The sequence below is a fragment of the Megasphaera coli genome (genome assembly GCF_900095855.1).
Classification (GTDB): domain Bacteria; phylum Bacillota; class Negativicutes; order Veillonellales; family Megasphaeraceae; genus Megasphaera; species Megasphaera massiliensis_A.
The window spans coordinates 1,351,664-1,373,463 of record NZ_FMIY01000002.1 but is presented as its reverse complement, the minus strand read 5'-3'; the positions used below and the strand labels follow the sequence as shown (position 1 = coordinate 1,373,463).

The window sequence follows — 21,800 nt, the reverse complement described above, 5'->3', positions numbered from 1 at the left end:
CCCGAAAGCTGTTATATAAACTGTTGCAGCCGATTAATGCGAAAGTCTTCAACAACATTCATAAATGGCCGGTAGTGAACGGGATTTTCGTGAAAATAAAAAAGGTGCGACGCGCAGCCGCAGTCGGTGCAGCCGAAGCGCTCCACCGACGAGACGGCGATTTTCTCCAAGCGCCGCGCCAAGTCATGCTCCAAATCATCAGCCGTGCGGACGGGAACAGTCGCCGTAATGTCGGCAATTCGGCGCAAGTAATCGAGATGCCAGTGCATCTTTTTGCGCACGCGGCTGTGCCGCGCCAGTCGGGCAGCCAAATTCTTTTTTGCCGATCCGACGTACACGTAGTAGCCGGGCAAAAAGATCAGACGTCCCAAGGAACCGACTTCACAAGCCGTTTCCCGCTTCACATGCAGGACGGCCATGTAGTCGCCGCCGTCGTGATTTTCCCGCTTGAGAATATGGCCGGGATAGATAAGCTCCCGCCCCGGCCGAGGCAAGGAAAATTCTTCGTCCCAGGCAACGGAAAAAGCCTTCCAGTCAAGCTTGTCCTGTACGGCCGCAAAGGTGTCGGCAAAAGCCGGATCCGTGTGGTAGTCCGGCAGAAACCAGTCCGCCCGATCCCACTGAACGAGAAAGAGGAGTCCCGTCCGATACCCCCGTTCCTGCAAGGCGGCAAGGTGAAGCAAGTGCTTTTCCCCCCGTTCCGTGACGGCATCGGGAAACATGGCACCCGTCCTGCCGAAGAGTGTACACGACTTCACTTCAACGAAGAAGAGCTCATCGTCTCTGTGCAGGAGCAAATCGAAGCGGCTTCCTTCAACGGCCACCTCCCGGCGCAGAACGGACCACGATTCCCAGCCCGGAATGAGCTTGCGCGCAATGAGCGCGGATGCCACGTCGTTATTGTACTGCGTGTCCATGAGGACGGGCACGTCGTCGCGAAAGACGCCGATAACGTCATAAGATGTCTTTCGGCCCGAATCGGCCGGCGCCTTGCGCAGCATAAGAGACGTCCCCGGAAAGAGGAGCTCCCACAGGCGGCCCGGGTTGGGCATATGGCAGGTGACGATTGCTCCGTCCAGGTCGGCACGCACGATAAATCGGTTCGGCCGCTCGACGAACGTCGCCCTGTACAGTTTGTCATGACGTATCATGTCAACCCTCTATTTCGCCGGTAAAGGATACGGAAGCCGGCCCCGTCATGTAGACGCTGCCGTCGTTTTCATCGTAATCGATGTGCAAGGTACCCAAGGCGAGGCACACGTCAACGCTGCGGCCCGTATAGCCGTTCAGGTAGGACGCCACCGCTGCCGAGCACGAGCCCGTGCCGCAGGCCAGAGTTGCGCCGGCACCGCGTTCCCACGTACGTACGGCAACAGTCTTATCGTCTATGACCTGTGTAAAGTTGACGTTCGTTTTCTTGGGAAAGTCCGGATGATGCTCGAAAAGCGGACCCAGACCGGTCACGTCTACGGACGCAAGATCGCCGACGTACGTTACCGTATGGGGCACGCCGAGAAGAAGGGCGGTAATCTTATAGGTCTTGCCGTCTACGACGAGAGTTTCATTAATGACGGTCCCGTCTTTTCCCGTCATGGGGATAGCATTGCGCTCAAGAACGGGCCTGCCCATATTAATCGTGATGAGCTCGGCCTTGCCGTCCGTGAGCGCGGCGATTTTCGGCCGCATAATGCCGGCACCCGTCTCTACGGTAAACGTATCCGTTTGCATGATCCCCGTATCGTAGACGTACTTGGCAAAGCACCGAATGCCGTTGCCGCACATTTCCGCCTCGCTGCCGTCGGCATTGATAATACGCATGGCCACATCGGCCACGTCACTGTCGTCAACGACGATGAGGCCGTCGGCGCCGACACCCGTATGGCGGTCGCAGAGACGCCGCGCTGCGTCGGCATAGTTCTTGTCTTTATTATTCTTCTCTTCAATGAATACGAAATCATTGCCGAGACCGTGCATTTTTACGAATTTCATACTTTTCCCCCTCCACGGCATGAAAATCTCATTTATCGGCTGCGATTAAAGTTAATCAGGCAGCCGGCCTGAATAATCTGCCGCTCTTCGGCAGTGAGAGCCGTAATATAGAGTGAAATTTTCGACACGTCACCGCCGCTTACAACATAAGCCGCAATATCGTCCGTATTGCCGTTCAGAATTGAACGCACATGAGGTACGTAAATGTAATCGCCTACGGAAAAGTTCGCGTCCTCTTTCATTTGGAAGGGTAACATACCCCAGTTGATGACGTTAGAGCGGTACCGTTTGGTGGCGTATTCCCTGCAAATATTGGCCAAGCCGCCGAGTACGCGCTGACAGCTGGCAGCCTGCTCCCGCGCCGAGCCGTCGCCGGGCTTGATACAGTAAATCATGCTGCCCACTTCAACGGTTGCGCGGTCAAGCCTGCCGACTTTCTTTTCCAGGATATCATAGACAGCCGCCAGTTCATCATCCAGATCACCGGCTCTGCGCTTATCTTCCAACTCACGAACGGCCTTGGCGCGGCCGACGTAGTCCGGATCGCGGCGGGAAAGGGTAAATTCCGCCAAGGCAAGCGGGTTGGAGCGGTACGATGACGTTTCTCCCGAGGGAATGAGCTCATCCGTCGTTGTGACGGGGTCTAAAATTTTGGAACATACTTTAAGTAAAATCGAGTCGGCCAGGACTTCCTGTTCCGGCCAGTCTTTAATATTCGGGCCGTAAACGAGGGGTATTCGGTCGTCTCCCTTATTATACCCGTAGTAAACGCGATTGGCATAGGGCGAATCGTCGTAATCGTATACGGGCTCCTTATAATCATCGAAATAGCCTTCTGCCGACGTCAAAACACCGCCGTTTGCGGCTGTTGCGGCGATGGAGCGGGCATCCATGAGGGCAACGGCGGAAAACTGTCCGCTGCCGGGTTTACTGCCTTCTCTGTTCGGAAAGTTGCGCGTCGTGTGACGAATGCTGATGGCGTTGTTCGCCGGCGTATCGCCGGCACCGAAACAGGGGCCGCAGAAGGCAGTCTTCATGACGGCCCCGGCTGCGACAAGATCCGCAACGGTACCCTTACGAAGCAGGTCAAGGCAGACCGGCTGAGATGACGGGTAGAGGTCGAGTGTAAAGACGTCATTCGTAAGGCCTGCATGCTTGAGAACGTGAGCGGCAGCCATGATATTCGTATAGTTACCGCCGGCACAACCGGCAATGACGCCCTGTTGCACGTGCAGCCTGCCGTTCTTAACCTTATCGCTCAGGCTGATATGTACTACTTTGTCATCAAAACGCCTTTTTATATTTTCTTCTATATCATGCAAAATATCGGCCGTATCAGCGTTCAACTCGTCAACGGTGAAAGCATTGCTCGGATGCATGGGCATGGCGATCATAGGTTTAATCCTGCTCAAGTCAACATAAATCATGCCGTCATAATAAGCAAGATCCGCAGGGTTCAGCTCGCGATACTCGTCGCCGCGGCCGTGAAGCTCCAAGTAGGCCTTCGTGTCGGCATCCGTACGCCAGACCGACGAGAGACAGGTCGTTTCCGTCGTCATGACGTCGACGCCGTTGCGAAAATCCGTAGACATGGCCGCTACGCCGGGACCGATAAATTCCATGACCTTGTTTTTGACATAGCCGTTCTTAAAGACGGCGCCGACGAGGGCGATAGCTATATCGTGAGGACCGACGGCAGGATTGGGCTCGCCGTCGAGGTAGACGCCGACGACTCCGGGATAGGAAATGTCGTACGTGTCGCAGAGGAGCTGTTTGACCAACTCACCGCCGCCTTCACCCATAGCCATCGTGCCGAGAGCACCATAGCGCGTATGGCTGTCGGAGCCGAGGATCATTTTACCGCAGGCGGCGAACTTCTCCCGCATGAACTGGTGAATGACGGCAAGGTGGGGCGGGACAAAGATGCCGCCATATTTCTTGGCCGCCGAAAGACCGAAGACGTGGTCGTCCTCGTTAATCGTGCCGCCTACGGCACAGAGGGAGTTATGACAGTTTGTGAGGACATAGGGCAGAGGAAAGCGCTCCATGCCGGACGCACGGGCCGTCTGGATGATGCCGACAAAGGTAATATCGTGTGAGGCCATAGCATCAAATTTTATTTTCAGCCGTTCTGTCGAGTCGGACGTATTGTGGCCCATCAAAATAGCATGAGCAATGGTTCCCTTACGGGCTTCATCCTTCTCTATATCCGTGCCGGCCGGGGCCCGTTCCGCAGTCATTTCCAGTTCGGGCACAATACGCGAACCGTTGATGACATAGGCGCCGCCGTCATACAATTTAATCATAGCACTTCCTCCTTCACGGGCGTGTTGGTCATACTTTATTTTAGTAATTGCGCAATTCGTTTTTACATTGTAAAATTTACTGAGAATATGAGTTATATTATACCATATTCAGGGCTACACAAAAAACATGCGGCCATATATTTTACAATGAGGCATTCTTTTTACAGATACTATTTTTATGCTATAATAGCTCATATATAACAGCACGGTTTTCCAATCTTTTTCCGGTTGTATATTTATAATTAGTGAAAAATATTTATAAAAAAGGAGTCTTCGGCATGGACCGAAATATTCAATTAGCCCAATTTTACGGCAAATCACAAAACTACACGCAAATACCCAGAGACTTGTATGTAAAGCACGGCGTAAAACGCGGTCTGCGGAACGAGGACCACACGGGCGTACTCGTCGGACTGACGCGCATTGCCGATGTCGTCGGCTATCGTCGCGATGCGGAGGGCGTTAAGGTCAACTGTGACGGCACCCTGTACTACAGGGGCATCGATATCCTCGATCTCGTCAAAAACGACGCCTATACGGGTTATCTCTACGAGGAAGCCTGTTTCCTCCTCCTCTTCGGCTACCTGCCGAACCGGAGAGAACTGGATGATTTTTGTAAAATCATTCAGGAGTCGTATGAGCTGCCCGACGATTTTTTAGAAATGAACCTGCTCCGTATGCCCGGAAAAAACCTGATGAACAAGCTGCAGCACGCTTTACTGACGCTCTATAACTACGACGAGGACCCGGACAACACGGACGTCTACCAAACGCTGCGCAAGGGCCTGAACATTATGGGCAAGCTCCCGTCCATCGCCTGCTATGCTTATATGTCTAAAGTACACTACTATAATAGACACAGCTTGATTATACACTATCCGCGCAAAGATTACTCGACGGCGGAAAACATTCTTTCCATGTTGCGGCCGGACAGTTCCTTTACGGAAGCGGAAGCACACCTTCTCGATTTACTCCTCTTCCTCCACGCCGATCACGGCGGCGGTACAAATTCAACCTTTACAAATGTCGTCGTCGCGTCGACGGATACGGACATTTACTCGACCATGGCCAGCTCCATCGGCGCTCTGAAAGGGGCACGACACGGCGGGGCCAACGTGCGAACGTCGCAAATGATGGAACGGATTATTGCCGCCATCGGTCTGGACGCGACGGACAAACAAATCCGGGAAACAATCAAGCGCATCCTCAATAAATCCTTCCCCGAATCGAACGGCCTCGTCTACGGCTTCGGCCACGCCGTCTATACACTGTCGGATCCGCGCGCCGAAATCATGCGTGAATACTGCGGTGAAGTGGCTACCAAGAAGGGCCTTGCGAAGGACTTTGACTTCTATCGCCGCTTTGAATGCATTGCGAAAGAGGAAATCGGCAAAGATACGGGCATGGATATTTGCAGCAATGTCGACTATTACAGCGGATTTTGTTATCATATGCTCGGCATTCCCCGCGATTTGTATACGCCCCTCTTCGTCGTCAGCCGTCTCGTCGGTTGGCTGGCCCACAATATTGAAAACAAACTGTACGACGGGCGAATCATGCGTCCGGCAACGAAATATGTCGGTGATCTGGTCTCGTATATACGCAGAGAGGACAGGTAAGGATGAAAACGATCACGGTATTCAAAGGAGACGGTATCGGCCCGGAAATTACGGAGGCGGTTATCTCCGTTTTGCAGGCCGCCAAGGCACCGCTGGACTATGAGTTCTTCAATGTCGGCGCGGCCGAATATGAACAACATGGCGCCCTCATTCCGGACAGGGCCTTCTCGTCCTTTGAAAAAACTCATATTCTCTTAAAATCGCCCGTTACGACACCTGTCGGCAAAGGCTTTCGCTCGCTCAACGTGACGCTGCGCAATACATACAACTTATACGCCAATATCAGACCGGCAAAATCGAACAGTGCCGTGCCGACGCCTTTCCCGAACGTCGACATCGTAACCTTCCGCGAAAACACGGAAGATCTCTATGTCGGGATAGAGGAGCAAATCGACGCGGACACGGTACACGCAACCAAAATTATTACGCGCAAGGCAAGCGAAAAGATTATTCGCGACGCTTTCCGTTACGCAAGGGAGCGGAAGCGGCACAAGGTGACGTGCGTCCATAAGGCGAATATTTTGAAGTTGAGCGACGGTCTTTTCCTATCTGTTTTCAAGGAAATCGCAGCGGAGTTTCCGGACATTAAGAGCGACGACAAAATCGTCGACAATGTATGCATGCAGCTCGTAATGCGGCCGGAAACATTCGATATCATCGTCACACCCAATCTGTACGGCGATATTATTTCCGATTTGACGAGCGGCCTCATCGGCGGCCTCGGTCTCTTGCCTTCCATGAATATAGGCGAAAACTATGCCATGTTTGAAGCAGTCCACGGCAGTGCCCCGGACATTGCCGGCAAACACATTGCCAATCCGACGGCTCTCCTTTGGTCGGCATGTATGCTCCTCGAATATATAGGCGAAAAAACGATTGCCGGCAATATTCGCCGTGCCGTCGATACTGTCCTTGCGGCGGGAATAACACTTACGCCCGATCTCGGCGGCAGTGCCAAAACGGAAGAATACGCACAGGCCGTTATTGCCGCGTTATAAGTACAGGATCACTGAAAACGCCCTTTCATCGGGCGTTTTTTTGCGGGCCTGCCCCTTATGTTATAATAAAACTACTATATGTTGGATGAGAGGAATTAAAGGATATGAATATTTCCGTTTTAGGCTGCGGCCGCTGGGGGAGTTTTCACAGCTGGTACGCCAATCATATCGGTCATGTCGTCACCTTGTGGGGTCGTGAGTCGTCGGCTAATTTAAAACGCCTCAAAAAAACACGGCAAAACGATTACCTGACGCTGCCGCCTGAAGTTACGCTCACAAGCGACCTGGCTCGGGCCGTAAAAACGGCAGATATGTGCGTCATTTCCATTAAGGCTCAGGAATTTCGCAGTCTGGCAAGGCAACTGAACAGTTATAAAGCCATAAGAAAAAAGCCCCTTCTCCTCTGCATGAAAGGGCTCGAAATAGGCACAGGCCAAACACTGACCGCCGTAGGACGGGAAGAGCTCGGCAGTGACGTTCCTCTCGCCGTCTGGGTCGGACCGGGCCACGTGCAGGATTTTATTCGGGGTCTGCCCAACTGTATGGTCATAGCGTCGGATAACATAGAACTGACGAGGTTACTCGTAAAGCAATTGACGAGCCCGCTCATCCGTTTCTACTACGGCCGTGACCTCTTGGGCACGGAAATCGGCGCGGCCGCAAAAAATGTTATGGGTATTGCTGCAGGCATGCTTGACGGCCTCGGCTACGGCAGCCTGAAAGGGGCACTCATGGCACGGGGAACCAGCGAGCTGTCCCGCCTTATCGAAGCCATGGGCGGCTGTAAGATGACGGTCTATGGCCTCTCTCATTTGGGCGATTACGAAGCGACGCTCTTCTCGGCATACAGCAATAACCGCCGTTTCGGCGAAAATTTCATTACGCATGCACCGTTCTCCAAGCTGGCCGAAGGCGTTTATACGGCCGAAGCCCTTATTGCGCTTTCCCGAAAATACGGCGTTGAGCTTCCCATCAGCCGTACTGTCTATGACATAACGCACGACCACAAGGATCCGAGGAAATGCTTGGAAACTCTCTTCCTCCGTTCCGTAAAAGATGAATAAGGATATGTAAAACCCGGTACAGGTTGAATCCGTACCGGGTTTTCACTCTTCTTGCGTCTCTTTTTCTTCTCCTCTTTTTATAAGGATTTTATCGACACGGAGATTATCCATATCGATGACTTCAAAGGTAAAATTTTTCCACTTATAGATATCCAGCTCTCGCGGAATACGACCGACACCGTAGGTTACAAGACCGCCGAGAGTCTTATAGAGGTCTTCATCTTCTTCCGGCAAATCGTCGTCAATCTGAAAGAAATCCTTAAATTCTTCTATGGACACGAGACCGTCTACAAGCCATTCATTCAGGCCGCGCTGTACGATTTTATTAGCTTCCTCCGCCTTTTCTTCTTCACCGACAGGCATGATACCGACCAATTTTTCCAAAATATCATGTACCGACAGGATCCCGCTTAAATTGCCGTACTCATCAAGGACAGCGGCCTCATGTATGCCTTTTTCCTGAAAGATATGGACTACTTTCATAATGTCCATGGATTCGGGAATGTATTCGGGACGACGACAGGAATGTTCCAGGAGTGAGCGAATGGAAACATGGCGGCCCGAGGTTACGGCCTTATAATACTGCGTGAATACCTTGTTGAGGGATACAATACCGACGAATTCGTCAATGGAACCGCGGCAGACGGGAATATTGACGTGATGAAAAGAAACGAGAGCCTTCATGATACGACTTTCGTCGTCTTCCAAATCAATCCAGTCTATTTGCGTGCGGTTCGTCATAATATCACCGGCATCCATATCGGAAAGACGAAACACGCGCTCCACCAGCTTCGGTTCTTCCTTGCCGAAGGCACCCAATTCGGCGCCCTGCTCCAAAAGAAGCCGAATTTCATCGGCCGTAACGGGCTGAACTTCGGGGTTATTGGCGCCGATGAGTTTGGTTACGAAAGCCGTCGACGCGGAAAGAATCCCGACAAGGGGCGTACAGAGCTTGGAAAAGAGAAGCATAGGGCCGGCCAGAAAGCAGGCGATTTTCTCCGGGCTGTCGATCGCAATGCGCTTGGGAACCAACTCGCCGAGAACGAGCGTCAAATACGTAATGGCGACTACAATGGCTGTCAAACTGACGGTGTACGCATACGGCTTGAGTTCCGGAATGAGGGCCACATATTCGGACATAGGGCCGGCCATTTCCGTACCGCCGTAAACACCGGTCAGCAAGCTGACCAGCGTCATACCGAATTGGACGGTGGAAAACATTTTATTCGGATTCTCGCGCAGTTTCAAGACGACGGCAGCAGACTTGTTTCCCTCTTCGGCCATCGCTTCCAAACGGGATTGATGACTGCTGACGATAGACATTTCAAGCATGGAAAAAATACCGTTGCCTACGGTGAGCAGCAAAATTACGAGAAACTGCTTCGCTAAGGAAACATCCAAGAATAATCACTTCTCCTTATTGAAATTACGTCCGTGTCATTTTTTCTCTCATTGACTCCAGCCGGTTCAGGGCATTATACAGCGTTTCATCATTGACGGCAAAGTGAAGGCGAATATATTTTTGCACGTCTTCGGCAAAAAATACGGAGCCCGGAACGGCACCGACACCCACTTTGCAAACAAGATCCTCGCAAAAAACCTTATCACTTGTATACCCGTATTCGGAAATGTCAAGAAGAAGGTAAAAGGCACCCTGCGGAATGGTATGAGCAATACGGAGATCATCAAGACCGCCCATGAGAATGTCTCTTTTTTTCGCATAAAGCTCCGTCAGCTCTTCGTAGTACTGACGATCAAAGCGAAGTCCTGCAACGGCCGCTTCCTGCAAAGGGCTTGCCGTGCTGACGGTCAAATAAGCATGAAGTTTTTTTATTTCTCCCACAATATGTGCCGCACCTATAATATAGCCGACACGCCAGCCTGTAATGGAAAAAGTCTTGGACAGGGACCCGACGCAAACGGTGCGCTCATGCATACCGGGCAATTCGGAAAAATACGTGTACGTAAAGGGCTTATAAATAATATGGGCATACACCTCGTCCACAATGGCGAAGGTATCGTATTTACGCATCAGTTCGGCAATATACGACAACTCTTCGAGGGAAAATACTTTACCGCACGGGTTGGACGGATCGCAGAGAAGGACGGCCTTGGGCCTTTGCTTAAAGGCCTCTTCCAATTCGTCCGGATCAAAGGTAAACTCGTCGCCGCGGAGGGAAACGAAGACGGGTTCACCGCCGGCCAGAAGAACATCCGTCTCATAAGCGTCGTAATAGGGTGAAAAGATAATGACTCCGTCGCCCGGGTTAATAATGGTAAAAATAGCTGAAAAAAGGGCTTCCGTTCCGCCGCAGGTAGCAATGATTTCCTTATCTATATCCGGCTTGCGGCCTGTAAATTTAAAACGGTATTCCGCCAAAGCCTGTCTGAAATTTTCTGCGCCTGCATCCAGACTGTATTGATGAGGTCCCTTGTCGGCAACTGTTTTCAGGCGTTCCGTAATTTGCCGGGGCGGCGGGAAATCGGGAAAACCGGCGGACAAATTAACGGCACCGTATTTATCGGAAAGAACCGACATATGAGCAATGACGGGATCTTTAAAAATTTTCGTGCGTTCAGCTAATGCTGGCATAGTACCACTCCTTACGACTATAAGTCGAGATTGCGTACTTTCTTGGCATTTTCCTGAATGAATTTACGGCGCGGTTCCACCTTGTCACCCATAAGGACGGAAAAGATTCGATCCGCTTCAACGGCATCTTCCAACTCTACTTTAAGCATCGTTCGGAACTGGGGATCCATCGTCGTTTCCCAAAGCTGTTCCGGATTCATTTCGCCAAGACCTTTATAACGTTGTACAACAGCGTTGTCCGTACCGATTTCGATAAACTTGTTCTTCAACTCTTCATCCGTGTACAAATACCAGACGGAACGGCCCTTGCGCACCTGATAAAGCGGCGGCTGGGCAATGTACACATGCCCTTCCGTAATAAGCGGTTTCATGAAACGGTAGAAGAAGGTCAATAAGAGTGTGCGAATATGTGCACCGTCGACATCCGCATCGGTCATGATAATGATTTTATCATAACGGCGCTTCATAATATCGAATTCTTCGCCGATGCCCGTACCGAAGGCCGTGATCATGGCGCGAATTTCTTCGTTTGCCAAAATTTTGTCAAGGCGGGCCTTTTCGACATTTATAATCTTGCCGCGCAAGGGCAAAATAGCCTGAAATTTCCGGTCGCGGCCTTGTTTTGCCGATCCGCCGGCCGAATCGCCTTCTACGAGATAAATTTCCGTCATGTCCGGATTCTTTTCGGAGCAATCCGCCAACTTGCCCGGGAGGCTGCTGATTTCCAGCGCATTTTTGCGGCGCGTCAATTCTCTGGCTTTGCGGGCAGCCTGCCGAGCACGAGCGGCGTTGATATTCTTGTTGACGATGTTGCGCGCTTCTGTCGGGTTTTCTTCAAAGAATTCTTTTAACCCGTCGGAAATAATATTGTCTACAATACCCTTTACTTCACTGTTGCCCAGCTTTGTCTTCGTCTGTCCTTCAAACTGCGGTTCCCGAACCTTGACGCTGATAATGGCTGTTAACCCTTCGCGCACATCTTCACCGGAAAGGTTTTCCTCACCTTCCTTAATAATGCCTGCCGACCTGCCGTAATCATTAATGGTACGGGTCAGGCCCGAACGGAAGCCGCTTAAATGAGTTCCCCCTTCTTCGGTAAAAATATTGTTGACAAAGGTAAGTATATTTTCACTATACCCGTCATTATACTGCAGGGCAATATCGACGATAACATCATTCTTAATGCCTTCCAGGTTGATAACCGTCCCGTGTACGGCCGTACGATTTTCGTTTAAAAACTCGACAAACGATTTTAAACCGCCTTCATAATGATATATTTCTTTTTTATCATTTCGCTTATCTCTCAAGGTAATGGTGAGACCCTTATTCAAAAAGGCCAATTCGCGAAGTCTGATCTTCAAGACGTCAAAATCATAAGCGGTATCGGGGAAAATTTCATTGTCCGGTTTAAAATATACTTTCGTGCCCGTTTCTTCCCCTACTTCAAGAGGCCGAATTTTTTTCAACGGCTCTTTCGTCAAACCGCGGATAAAGGAAATGTCCCACAAAAAGCCGTCCCGTTTCACTTCGACTTCCGTGTATTCCGAAAGAGCGTTGACAACGGAAAGACCGACACCGTGGAGGCCGCCGGAAATGGGATAGCCGTCACCGCCGAATTTGCCTCCGGCATGAAGGACCGTTAAGACGACTTCCACGGCAGGTTTACCGATTTTATGCATGGCGACGGGAATACCGCGACCGTTGTCGATGACAGTAATACTGTTATCTTCTTCAACAGTAACTTCAATATGCGTGGCAAAGCCTGCCAATGCTTCATCTATGCTGTTGTCGACGACTTCATAAACGAGATGATGCAGTCCCTTCAAGGATGTACTGCCAATATACATGCCCGGTCGTTTGCGAACGGCTTCCAACCCTTCCAAAACCTGTATTTGCTCCGCTCCGTAAGAACCTTTCTTTTTTTCAGTCATAAACCTGTGAGCCTCCTGTTTCATAATCAATTTATTATACATCATTACTGCAAACTTACCAATTATTGCAGCTCCTTTTATCCCACAGTATTTGATTACACCGGGAAAATAATTCCTTATACCGTTTGACGAGTGTTTCGAGTGTAATGGGCGAACCGTATATGTAATCTTCCGTTATAATGTAAGACCTTATTTTTTTCTCATCTGTTCCGCCGACGGGAATAAAAGGCTTATCATAGTGTTCAGGCGGATTAGCCTTGCACAGCCGCGTCGGATGCTGTCTTACCATAGCCACTAAAGAAACCAGCGGCACGACCTCATTTTCTCCTATATGAAGATACATTATGTCTTTCTCCTATACTTATTGACTATATTAATAATAAAAGAATCCGTCAAATCCGTCGGTTTTTTCTGCGTAATCAAGACGGCCAAAAAAAGGTCATCTTCCGCTGTATCCGCTTGGTGATATACCTTTTCAATAAGTCTGTAAATATAATTCCGCCGCACGTCATTATATATTTCTTCCGTCCATTCGTCCCGACCGTACTCTTTTATTATATCTTCCCACGTAAGCCAGGGCATTTCCTGTAATAAGGCAGTCAATTTTATTTTCTTTCCATGGTCCCGCTCAAGCTGACAAAATAAACATTTTTCCGTTTTTTTCAGCCATCTGCCGCAACGGGGACACGGCCGAAACCCGTGTCCCGTTAAAATTATTTTTTTGCGCTCTCGTGCTATATGCAGTTTAAACAATTTTTCCCTCAATGATTCAGGAAAATCCTTTATCTTCTCTTTCACAGCATCAACAGTTTTTTTATCAAGAGCAACCGCGGACAGGTTAACGAATATATTTTCTTCCCTTTCATACAGAAACGCTTTTTGCCTAACAGGCTTTTTTCCGATACTGACAAAACGTATATCCTTAACATAAGCTTCGCCTAAGTAGGAATTAAGCCTTTCTTCGATTTGCCGCTTATACATAAAAAGCTGACTAAGCCATACGGAATTTAAAACGCCTATGGTAATAATGCCGTCACGGATCTCCTTTATATATGAATACCGGCCTATTTTTTCTCCCATAAGACAGGGCCATTTAATCTTTAACGTGTAGAGATTATAAGGCTGTAAGAGATTATTCTTTTTCAGTACATCCTGTACAAAGGTACCTGCTTTTTGCAGAGATTCTTTATTATTCATAAGTCAAAGTTCCGTCCATGACCTTAAACAGGGAACATTCTTTTTCATTTTGAAAAAGGTACGCGTCGGTGGTTGTAATAAAAGTTTGTATGCGTGCATGTACGAAGTCGAGCAAGGCATTTCTTCTCTCTTCATCGAGCTCGCTCATGACATCGTCCAACAAGAGAACCGGGTATTCTCCCTGCTCGGATTTTACAAACTCCAGTTCGGCCATTTTCAAGGCCAGGACGGCCGTCCGCTGTTGTCCTTGTGAGCCGAATCGTTTCAGCGAACCTATGGAAGAATTGAAAAATAAATCGTCCCGATGAGGCCCGATAGATGTGGACGCCCTATAAATGTCGTTTTTCAGATTATTCTGTAAGAGCTGATAATAGCGATCAGGATTTATTTTATCATCAAAGTCTTCTCCTTTTTTTTCATAAGGCTGTACATATGCCAAAGAAAGACTGTCTTTCCCTCCTGTAAGCCTCTTATAAATGACATGAGCCATAAAATTTATTTTTTGTAATGACTCCAATCGTTTCTTTACAATTTCCGCCGCAAAAAAAGCAATTTGTCTATCCCATTCTTCCAGAGATAAAGAACCTTCGTACTTCATTTTCTTAAGCAATAAGTTCCGTTGCGTTACAACCCTGTTATACTGAAGGAGAGTTTTATAATAAGACGGACTGACCTGGCTTATTTCCATATCCATAAAACGGCGCCGCAAGGACGGATTTCCCTTAATGAGCTGAATATCATCCGGTGAAAACAGGACTTCCTGCAAGGTACCGAAAAGCTCACGAATCTTTACCTTCGTCTCGTTAATATACGTGCTCTTCTTTTCGGAACGGGATAAAATAATTTTGACCTGCTGCTCCACATTATTTCTGAAAAAATTAATGATAACGCTGCCTTTCTCATCACATTGCCGCAGCATATCCGTATCGGCAGCACCCCTATAGGACCTGCCCATGCAGCCCGTGTATAAGGATTCAAGTAAATTTGTCTTCCCTTCTCCGTTATTTCCGTAAAGTACGACGATGGCCGGCGGAAAGGTTATATCGGCATGTTCATAGTTTCTAAACCCCTGCAGGCGAAGACGGGTAATTATCATTTATACCTCTCCGACAACACGATATGTGCCGTTCCCCTTGAGAGTAACAACGTCACCGGGATAAAGCCGTTTTCTCTTTGCATTTCCACAAGAGCGGCCCATTTAAAAAATTGATTCAATTGTATTTTTTCCGTTTTGATACCAATATCTTTCATAGTTACTCCTTACCGAGTCCGCATAGGGGTTACGACAAAGACACAGTTGTCCACACCTTTATCCTGTACCAGCATAGGACTGTTTTCTTTACATTTAAGAATAATTTCGTCACTGTGGCAGTGTTTCAATAAATCGAGAATAAATTTACCGTTGAAAGAAATGCTCAAAGCCTCACCAAACAAGTCGCAGTCCACAGAATCTTCTACGACACCATGATCCGGATCCTGACTGGTCATCTTTATTTGGCCGTCTCTAATATCAAAAGTAATAACATTATATTGCGCATTTTTAGCAACAATGGAAATGCGTTCAACAGTTTGTGTAAATATATTTCTGTTTACACTTATGCTGTTTTGAAATTCCGTCGGAATAACGCGTTTATAATCGGGAAAAGTTCCTTCCAGAAGACGCGTTTTCATATAGACATCTCCGAATTGAACAGCCAGGTAGTTGCGAACGACCATAACTTTTACGGCAACGGGAATATCTACAGGCAGCTGACGCGACACTTCTGCAAGCAGACGTCCGGGAACAATGGCCTGAACCGTATCGGATACGGGTTGTTCCAAAAGAACCGTCTTTAATGCCAGCCGATGTGTATCTGTAGCGACCATGGAGAAGGTTTTATCCGTAACATCCATAAAAGTACCTGTAAAAACGGGACGGGACGTTTCAGTAGCGCATGCATATGATGTGTTGTCGATTAGTTCTTTTAAGGTAATGCTGTCTGTAATAAACTGTGCATATCCTTGTTCCACTACTTCCACTTCCATGAAATCTTCTACATTCATGGTCATATACTTATACGTCAGTTTACCGCCTTGTATAGTCATTTGTGAATCGGAATCACCTTTTGTCAATATTACTTCGTCACCGTCAAGACGTCTTGCCAGCTCAAAGAGATACGGATCCCAAAGAAATACTTCTCCTTCCTCTTCAATAAAGCCGGGAACGATTATTTTAATCCCCATATCATAATCATTGGCTTGAAACTCAATAACATTGTTCATGGCTTTTATTAAAAGACCGTTTTCGCCGGAAAGATTATTGCTCTTGTTTTGAGCTACTTTTTGTACTGCCTGTAAGCCTTGGTTAAAATCGGATTTTTGAAATTTTAGTTTCATTGGAAATTCTCCTTTATAGATGATGATAAAATTAGTTGGGAATTCAATTAAGTAGTAATAATAGTAATAGGCATTGTGAATTTGTGAAAAAGTGAGATTTTCATTAAAGAGGCCTGATTTATAGATGTGTATAAACTGTGGGTATTCGAAATTTGGATATCCACAAACTGACAATATGGAAAAAGATAAAAAAGTAAGAACAGTATGTATACAGCCTATTCTCTTAGTTATCCACCTTTAAGATCATATTCTTTAATTGTTCTATTGTCTGAAAAAAAGATTCATCTTTTTTTATATTATTTGATATTTTTGTACATGCGTGCATGACAGTCGTGTGATCTCTGCCGTTAAAAGCCGTACCGATATGAGGATATGTATTGTCCGTCAGTTCCCGGCATAAATACATGGCTATTTGGCGCGGATAGGCAATATTTTTTGTCTTTGTCTTGCTCATCAGGTCTTCGTATTTTACTTTATAGAAGGTACAGACGACTTTTGTTATTTCGTCGATGGTAATATATTTTTTTTCTTTCTTTACGGAAACAAGTTCTTTCAGCGCCCGCTGTGTCAGTTCCAACGTAATAGGTGATTTTTCTACGGAAGCCTGCATTTGTGCCCGTATAAAAGCACCTTCCAGTTCGCGGATATTTTCGCTTACATTGGAAGCAATGTAGTCAATAGCTTCCTTTTGAATCCGAATATTTTCCATTTTTGCGCGATTGCGAAGAATAGCCGTTCGCGTTTCCAAGTCGGGAGGCTCTATACTGACGACGGTGCCGCCCTTAAAGCGGGAACGGAGGCGATCCTCTATTTTCTTTATGTCCTGCGGCGGGCGATCGCTCGTAAAAACCATTTGTTTATGGTCTTTTAAAAGTTTGTTGAAAGTGTGAAAAAATTCTTCTTGCGTATGTTCTTTGCTTTCCAGAAATTGAATATCATCGACGAGGAGAATATCTATGTTTCTATAACGCTGACGGAAGCTTTCGGAACTTTTATCCTGGATGGATTGAATCAATTCGTTTGCAAAATCTTCACTTGTAATACAGCGAAGGCGCATATGAGGAAAATGTTCTAATATATAGTGTCCGATGGCATGCATTAAGTGAGTTTTGCCGAGGCCGCTGCCGCCGTAAATAAAGAAGGGATTATATTTTTTCGCCGGCGCTTCAGCAATGGCTAAAGCTGCCGCATGGGCGAGGCGATTGCTGTTGCCGATGACAAAGGTATCAAAGGTATAAGCGCTGTTTAAGGTGTAAGCGCCCGTTTTGGCAAAGCGGGAAGCAGGCGTTATTGAAACGGAAACAGCCGGTATTAAGGAATCCGCCGGGTCAGGAGAGGATCTATACGAAGCGGCGTCAACGACAGGTGTATGATCCGGTTCGGGCAGATAGTACGTGTTGTCCGAATCGTCATGGGAAACGACAGGCTTGGGAGATTTTTCTTCGGAAAGGTTGTCGGAACTGTGAATAAGACGCACCGTGATGGGACGGTTAATGACAGAAGAAGCCGTATTTTCCAACAGATTCGTATACTTTTTTGATATAAAAGAACATATAAAATGATTTGTTGTATCAAGGGTAAATACGTCATCTTCAAAAGAATAGGGAATGAGAGATGTTTCGATCCATGTATTGTAGATTTGTATTGGTAAGGTTTGTTTCAGACGATCCAACATTTCTATCCATAAATTCGTTATATCTACCGTTTCCATAACATTCCTTTCTTTTTAAGACAAAATACCTTTACAGGCGTAATGTTTATAACTCGATGAAAAAAATCGGGACAAAAAGATACTTGGCGAAATTCATGAAAAAAACAAAGTTATCAACAATTGTTGATAACCTGTTAATAAGTCTTTTTTACATATCCACAGTTTACACTAAAACAGGTGTAAATGGAATAGGCAGTAAATATATAAATACGTTGTTAAAACAACGGAATATAACGGTTTTTTGTTTGACAGCAGTGAACGCATTGAGTATAATTACACTGTTATAGTGTGGGCTAATTATATTCTGCACAAAAGGAGGTGTTTCACTTGAAACAGACTTTTCAGCCTAATAATTTATGGAGAAAGAGAACACACGGATTCCGTGAAAGAATGAAGACAAAAGGCGGTCGTATGGTTTTAAAAAAACGCCGCATGAAAGGCAGAAAGAAGCTTTCCGCTTAATAACTGCAAACGATGAACAGAAAAGTCCGTACGGGATTTTTCTGTTTATCCGGTGCTGCTGTTTAGGAATTTGATGTATGTATGAGTTGAGAAAAGAAGATCGTTTGTGTAAAAATCGCGAGTATCAACTCGTATACAGATACGGCAAGTCTTTTGTCGACAGGGCGGTTGTGTTGTATGTTATGCGTCGCTCTTCGGAACGGCCCGTGCGAATGGGATTCGTAACGGGTAAAAAAATCGGTTGTGCCGTGGAACGAAATTATTGTCGTCGTCTCATGAAAGAAGTATATCGCCTGCATAGGACGGAATTGTGTGACGGCTATGATCTGGTGCTGATCGGCAGAGTCCGTTTGAAAAACGGCGGATTTGCCGATGCGGAACGTACGATTATGCGACTTTTCAAGCAAGCAGGAGTGTTGCGAAAGAAGTAGGCTATGAGGCATATTTTTATTTTTTTTATCCGACTGTATCAAATGTGTATATCTCCGTTAAGCTTGCCGCGGTGCCGTTTTTATCCTACCTGTTCCGCTTACGCTGTAGAAGCCTTGCAAAAGTACGGTGTAATAAAAGGAATCACTTTATCGGTTAAACGTATTTTGAAGTGTCACCCTTTTCATAAGGGCGGCTATGACCCGGTACCGTAACGTAAGACGACGGATGAAATAAAGGCCGTCGTATGTAATGATTATGACTTGAGGAGTTGAGGTTTTTGGGCTTTTTCAGCGGGATTATGGATGGACTGGGCGGGTTTATGTCGACCTGCCTTGATTATTGCTATGCTTTGACGCAATCACTGGGGTATCCGAGCTACGGACTCGCTATTATTATGCTTACGGTTATTATAAAGCTCATACTCAGCCCGTTGACGGCGAAACAAATTCGCTCAATGGAAGGTATGCAGGTTTTACAGCCGAAGATTAAAGAATTACAGAAAAAATATAAGGGTAATCAAAAAAAACTGCAGGAAGAAATGAGCAAGCTTTACAGAGAAACGGGCATCAATCCTTTATCCGGGTGTCTGCCTATCCTGATTCAAATGCCCTTTCTTGTGGCCATTTTCTATGCTCTTCGCTCATATCCTTATGATCCGGCGTATCAAAGCTTTCTTTGGCTTCCCAGCCTCGGAGAAGCTGACGGAACGTATATACTGCCCGTCTTATCGGCGGTATCGACCTTCTTTATCCAAAAGCAGATGACCGGTGCGCAGCCTTCCGGAGAGGGGCCGCAGGCGACGCAACAGAAAGTAATGCAGGTTGCCATGCCTCTGTTTATCGGCTGGATCAGCTTAACCTTTCCCAGCGGCTTGGTAATTTATTGGATTGTTTCAAACATTTTCCAAATGGCTCAACAGCTTATTATGGGTCGCCTTAAAAAAGGAGAAAGCAAATGATCACTATTGAGGCTACGGGGAAAACTATTGAAGAAGCTCTTAAATCCGGACTGGAACAACTGCAAAAAGAAGAAAAAGAAGTAGTAATGGAAGTTATTACTGAGCCGAGCAGCGGTATTTTCGGGTTCGGTAAAAAAGAAGCGAAGATCAGACTTACTGTTAAAGAACCGGTCGAAGCTGTTGTCACTCCTGCAGCAACAGAAGAGATGACAGAGGCGGAGAAAGCGGATGATTCGGTTGAAACGAAGGCGGATAAAGAGGAAAATCGTTTGTCTGCTGAAGAAGTCGCGGCTGACGGAAAGGCTTTTTTGCAGGAAGTTCTTGACAAGATGGGCATTCCCGTAATGATTGAAAAGATGATTAAGGAAGAACGAATCATTTTTCATTTACGAGGTAATGATTTGGGTGTTCTCATCGGTAAGCACGGACAGACCTTGGATGCACTTCAATATTTAGTCAATTTGAAAGCGAATAAGGGAAAAGAAAGCCGCTTCTTTATTATGCTCGACGTGGAAAATTATCGTGCGCGGCGGGAAGAAACGCTGAAAGCGTTGGCACATCGCCTGGCAAGCCGCGTAAAGCACAGTCATAATAAAGTTATTCTTGAACCGATGAACGGGTATGAACGAAAAATTATTCATCTTGCTCTTCAAGATATGGAGCACATTCGCACGGAAAGTGAAGGACAGGATCCATATCGCCATGTTGTGATTTATTACAAATAAATGAGGTCCGGTGCTGTGCACCGGGCTTTTTCCTATATAAGGAGAGGAACAGTGTATGTATGATACGACCGATACGATTGCTGCCATTGCCACCCCTGTCGGCGAGAGCGGTATAGGTGTTATTCGTATTAGCGGCTCAGGGGCCTATGGTGTGGGCGAGAAAATTTTTCACGGCAAGGGAAAAAAAAGAGTCAGCGAATATACGGACAGGACCGTTCATTTCGGCACGATTGTCGATACGGAAGGTGCTGTCATAGATGAAGTACTGGTCTTAATCATGAAGGGGCCTCATTCATATACGGCCGAAGACGTCCTGGAAATACAATGTCACGGCGGCAGACAGTCTCTTGCGGCAATATTGGCTCTTGTTCTGCAAAGCGGTGCCAGATTGGCCGAGCCGGGGGAATTTACAATGCGCGCTTTTTTAAACGGCCGCATTGATTTGGCCCAGGCCGAAGCGGTAATGGACGTTATTCAGGCCAAGAGCGCTCAGGGATTAAGTGCAGCCGTAAATCAACTGGAAGGTCGCCTCTCCCGAATCGTCGGCGCTATGAGAAGGGATTTGACCGACTTTATTACGCGGCTTGAAGTGACTGTGGATTATCCGGAAGAAGATTTGGAGGATATTGTCGTTACCGACCTGAGTGCCGCCTTGGAAGACATGAAAGGGCAATTTCGAGGTATGCTTGCCGAGTCGACTAAAGGGCGCATCATACGGGACGGAGTCATGGTCGCCATAGCAGGCGCTCCGAATGCGGGGAAATCAAGTCTTTTAAATCGACTTCTCGCCGAAGAACGGGCCATTGTCACGAATATTCCCGGTACGACGCGAGACGCTTTGGAAGAATGGGTATCTATAAAGGGAATTCCTTTTCGCCTCGTCGATACGGCCGGTATTCGAGAAACGGCGGATACAGTTGAAAAAATAGGTGTGTCGAAGGCGAGGGCTTATTTAGAAACGGCGGATATGGTTTTAGTTGTCGTCGATCGGTCGCAGACACTTATGCAGGAAATAAAGGATATTCTTTCCTCTCTTGCCGGAAAACGGGCGGCAATCGTGCTTAACAAAACGGATTTGCCCGCTGCTGTTACGACAGAACAGTTGATGGAATATTCGTTGCCGATTATTGCCATATCCGCCGCAACGGGAGAAGGAATGGATGAATTGGAGCATTTTCTTACGGAAGCGGCTGCTCAAAATAGTTTTACCGGTAATGAAGTGCTCCTTGCCAATGCGCGACACACAGAACTCGTTCGGCAAAGCTTGGCGGCTCTCGAGCGGGCATCGGAGTCGGTTCGAGCCGGTATGCCTGCGGACTTTGCCATTGTCGATATACGGGAAGCATGGGAATTACTGGGCGCCATTACAGGTGACACGGCGCAGAGCGATATAGTCGGCGAAATTTTCAGCCGCTTTTGTTTGGGAAAGTAGGAGGAGT

21 protein-coding genes are annotated in these 21,800 nt (G+C 47.4%); 9 read left to right on the top strand and 12 right to left on the bottom strand.

Annotated features, from left to right (window positions below):
- Nucleotides 1-11 precede the first annotated feature (11 nt).
- The 3 genes from sfsA to BQ2674_RS07160 are packed head-to-tail and all read right to left on the bottom strand — an operon-like array spanning nucleotide 12 to nucleotide 4,295.
- On the bottom strand, nucleotides 12-1,151 hold the full coding sequence (gene sfsA, locus BQ2674_RS07170; RefSeq protein ID WP_075573114.1) for a DNA/RNA nuclease SfsA: 1,140 nt from the start codon (nucleotides 1,149-1,151) through the stop codon (nucleotides 12-14).
- A gap of 1 nt (nucleotide 1,152) precedes the next feature.
- Nucleotides 1,153-1,989 carry a diaminopimelate epimerase gene (gene dapF / locus BQ2674_RS07165; protein WP_075573113.1) on the bottom strand — a complete coding sequence of 279 codons (837 nt, stop codon included), beginning with the start codon at nucleotides 1,987-1,989 and terminating at the stop codon, nucleotides 1,153-1,155.
- Nucleotides 1,990-2,021: 32 nt separating this feature from the next.
- Entirely contained in the window at nucleotides 2,022-4,295 is a 2,274-nt protein-coding gene (locus BQ2674_RS07160; RefSeq protein ID WP_075573112.1) for a hydratase, read from the bottom strand.
- Between the two features lie 278 nt (nucleotides 4,296-4,573).
- Between BQ2674_RS07160 and BQ2674_RS07155 the strand changes: the two genes are divergently transcribed.
- The 3 genes from BQ2674_RS07155 (at nucleotide 4,574) to BQ2674_RS07145 (ending at nucleotide 7,976) form a co-directional block, all read left to right on the top strand.
- Complete coding sequence (locus BQ2674_RS07155; RefSeq protein WP_075573111.1) at nucleotides 4,574-5,914, top strand: citrate synthase; 1,341 nt, start codon at nucleotides 4,574-4,576, stop codon at nucleotides 5,912-5,914.
- Between the two features lie 2 nt (nucleotides 5,915-5,916).
- Entirely contained in the window at nucleotides 5,917-6,912 is a 996-nt protein-coding gene (locus BQ2674_RS07150; protein WP_075573110.1) for an isocitrate/isopropylmalate dehydrogenase family protein, read from the top strand.
- 104 nt (nucleotides 6,913-7,016) lie between these two features.
- A complete protein-coding gene (locus BQ2674_RS07145) occupies nucleotides 7,017-7,976 on the top strand; it encodes an NAD(P)H-dependent glycerol-3-phosphate dehydrogenase (protein ID WP_075573109.1) in 960 nt (319 codons plus the stop codon).
- Between the two features lie 42 nt (nucleotides 7,977-8,018).
- On the opposite strand, the gene BQ2674_RS07140 is transcribed toward BQ2674_RS07145, so the two are convergent.
- The 9 genes from BQ2674_RS07140 to dnaA form a co-directional block, all read right to left on the bottom strand.
- Nucleotides 8,019-9,377 carry a hemolysin family protein gene (locus BQ2674_RS07140; protein WP_075573108.1) on the bottom strand — a complete coding sequence of 453 codons (1,359 nt, stop codon included), beginning with the start codon at nucleotides 9,375-9,377 and terminating at the stop codon, nucleotides 8,019-8,021.
- A 25-nt stretch (nucleotides 9,378-9,402) separates the two neighbouring features.
- Nucleotides 9,403-10,569 carry a pyridoxal phosphate-dependent aminotransferase gene (locus BQ2674_RS07135; protein WP_075573107.1) on the bottom strand — a complete coding sequence of 389 codons (1,167 nt, stop codon included), beginning with the start codon at nucleotides 10,567-10,569 and terminating at the stop codon, nucleotides 9,403-9,405.
- Between the two features lie 17 nt (nucleotides 10,570-10,586).
- Nucleotides 10,587-12,500, bottom strand: coding sequence for a DNA topoisomerase (ATP-hydrolyzing) subunit B (gyrB, locus tag BQ2674_RS07130; protein WP_075573106.1), 1,914 nt, complete (start codon nucleotides 12,498-12,500; stop codon nucleotides 10,587-10,589).
- Between the two features lie 55 nt (nucleotides 12,501-12,555).
- Complete coding sequence (locus tag BQ2674_RS07125) at nucleotides 12,556-12,843, bottom strand: hypothetical protein (RefSeq protein ID WP_075573105.1); 288 nt, start codon at nucleotides 12,841-12,843, stop codon at nucleotides 12,556-12,558.
- Nucleotides 12,843-13,697 carry a DUF721 domain-containing protein gene (locus tag BQ2674_RS07120; protein WP_075573104.1) on the bottom strand — a complete coding sequence of 285 codons (855 nt, stop codon included), beginning with the start codon at nucleotides 13,695-13,697 and terminating at the stop codon, nucleotides 12,843-12,845. The genes BQ2674_RS07125 and BQ2674_RS07120 overlap by 1 nt, the downstream gene beginning before the upstream one ends.
- On the bottom strand, nucleotides 13,690-14,793 hold the full coding sequence (gene recF / locus BQ2674_RS07115) for a DNA replication/repair protein RecF (RefSeq protein WP_075573103.1): 1,104 nt from the start codon (nucleotides 14,791-14,793) through the stop codon (nucleotides 13,690-13,692). The genes BQ2674_RS07120 and recF overlap by 8 nt, the downstream gene beginning before the upstream one ends.
- On the bottom strand, nucleotides 14,790-14,948 hold the full coding sequence (locus BQ2674_RS08425; protein ID WP_187364839.1) for a hypothetical protein: 159 nt from the start codon (nucleotides 14,946-14,948) through the stop codon (nucleotides 14,790-14,792). Before BQ2674_RS08425 ends, recF begins: the two co-directional genes overlap by 4 nt.
- 9 nt (nucleotides 14,949-14,957) lie before the next feature.
- The gene (dnaN, locus tag BQ2674_RS07110; RefSeq protein WP_075573102.1) at nucleotides 14,958-16,073 is read right to left on the bottom strand and encodes a DNA polymerase III subunit beta; all 1,116 of its coding nucleotides are present in this window, start codon (nucleotides 16,071-16,073) and stop codon (nucleotides 14,958-14,960) included.
- A gap of 223 nt (nucleotides 16,074-16,296) precedes the next feature.
- Nucleotides 16,297-17,784 carry a chromosomal replication initiator protein DnaA gene (dnaA, locus tag BQ2674_RS07105; RefSeq protein ID WP_075573101.1) on the bottom strand — a complete coding sequence of 496 codons (1,488 nt, stop codon included), beginning with the start codon at nucleotides 17,782-17,784 and terminating at the stop codon, nucleotides 16,297-16,299.
- A 327-nt stretch (nucleotides 17,785-18,111) separates the two neighbouring features.
- Between dnaA and rpmH the strand changes: the two genes are divergently transcribed.
- The 6 genes from rpmH to mnmE all read left to right on the top strand — a co-directional run bounded on the left by rpmH (nucleotide 18,112) and on the right by mnmE (nucleotide 21,793).
- A complete protein-coding gene (gene rpmH, locus BQ2674_RS07100; protein ID WP_075573100.1) occupies nucleotides 18,112-18,246 on the top strand; it encodes a 50S ribosomal protein L34 in 135 nt (44 codons plus the stop codon).
- A 77-nt stretch (nucleotides 18,247-18,323) separates the two neighbouring features.
- Nucleotides 18,324-18,677: a ribonuclease P protein component gene (gene rnpA / locus BQ2674_RS07095; RefSeq protein WP_075573099.1), complete on the top strand. Its 354-nt coding sequence runs from the start codon at nucleotides 18,324-18,326 to the stop codon at nucleotides 18,675-18,677.
- A 3-nt stretch (nucleotides 18,678-18,680) separates the two neighbouring features.
- On the top strand, nucleotides 18,681-18,890 hold the full coding sequence (gene yidD, locus BQ2674_RS07090; protein WP_075573098.1) for a membrane protein insertion efficiency factor YidD: 210 nt from the start codon (nucleotides 18,681-18,683) through the stop codon (nucleotides 18,888-18,890).
- Between the two features lie 86 nt (nucleotides 18,891-18,976).
- Nucleotides 18,977-19,636 carry a YidC/Oxa1 family membrane protein insertase gene (locus BQ2674_RS07085; RefSeq protein WP_075573384.1) on the top strand — a complete coding sequence of 220 codons (660 nt, stop codon included), beginning with the start codon at nucleotides 18,977-18,979 and terminating at the stop codon, nucleotides 19,634-19,636.
- Nucleotides 19,633-20,361 carry an RNA-binding cell elongation regulator Jag/EloR gene (gene jag / locus BQ2674_RS07080; protein WP_075573097.1) on the top strand — a complete coding sequence of 243 codons (729 nt, stop codon included), beginning with the start codon at nucleotides 19,633-19,635 and terminating at the stop codon, nucleotides 20,359-20,361. The genes BQ2674_RS07085 and jag overlap by 4 nt, the downstream gene beginning before the upstream one ends.
- Nucleotides 20,362-20,416: 55 nt before the next feature.
- Nucleotides 20,417-21,793, top strand: a complete 1,377-nt coding sequence (gene mnmE, locus BQ2674_RS07075; RefSeq protein WP_075573096.1) for a tRNA uridine-5-carboxymethylaminomethyl(34) synthesis GTPase MnmE — start codon at nucleotides 20,417-20,419, stop codon at nucleotides 21,791-21,793.
- Nucleotides 21,794-21,800: the final 7 nt, after the last annotated feature.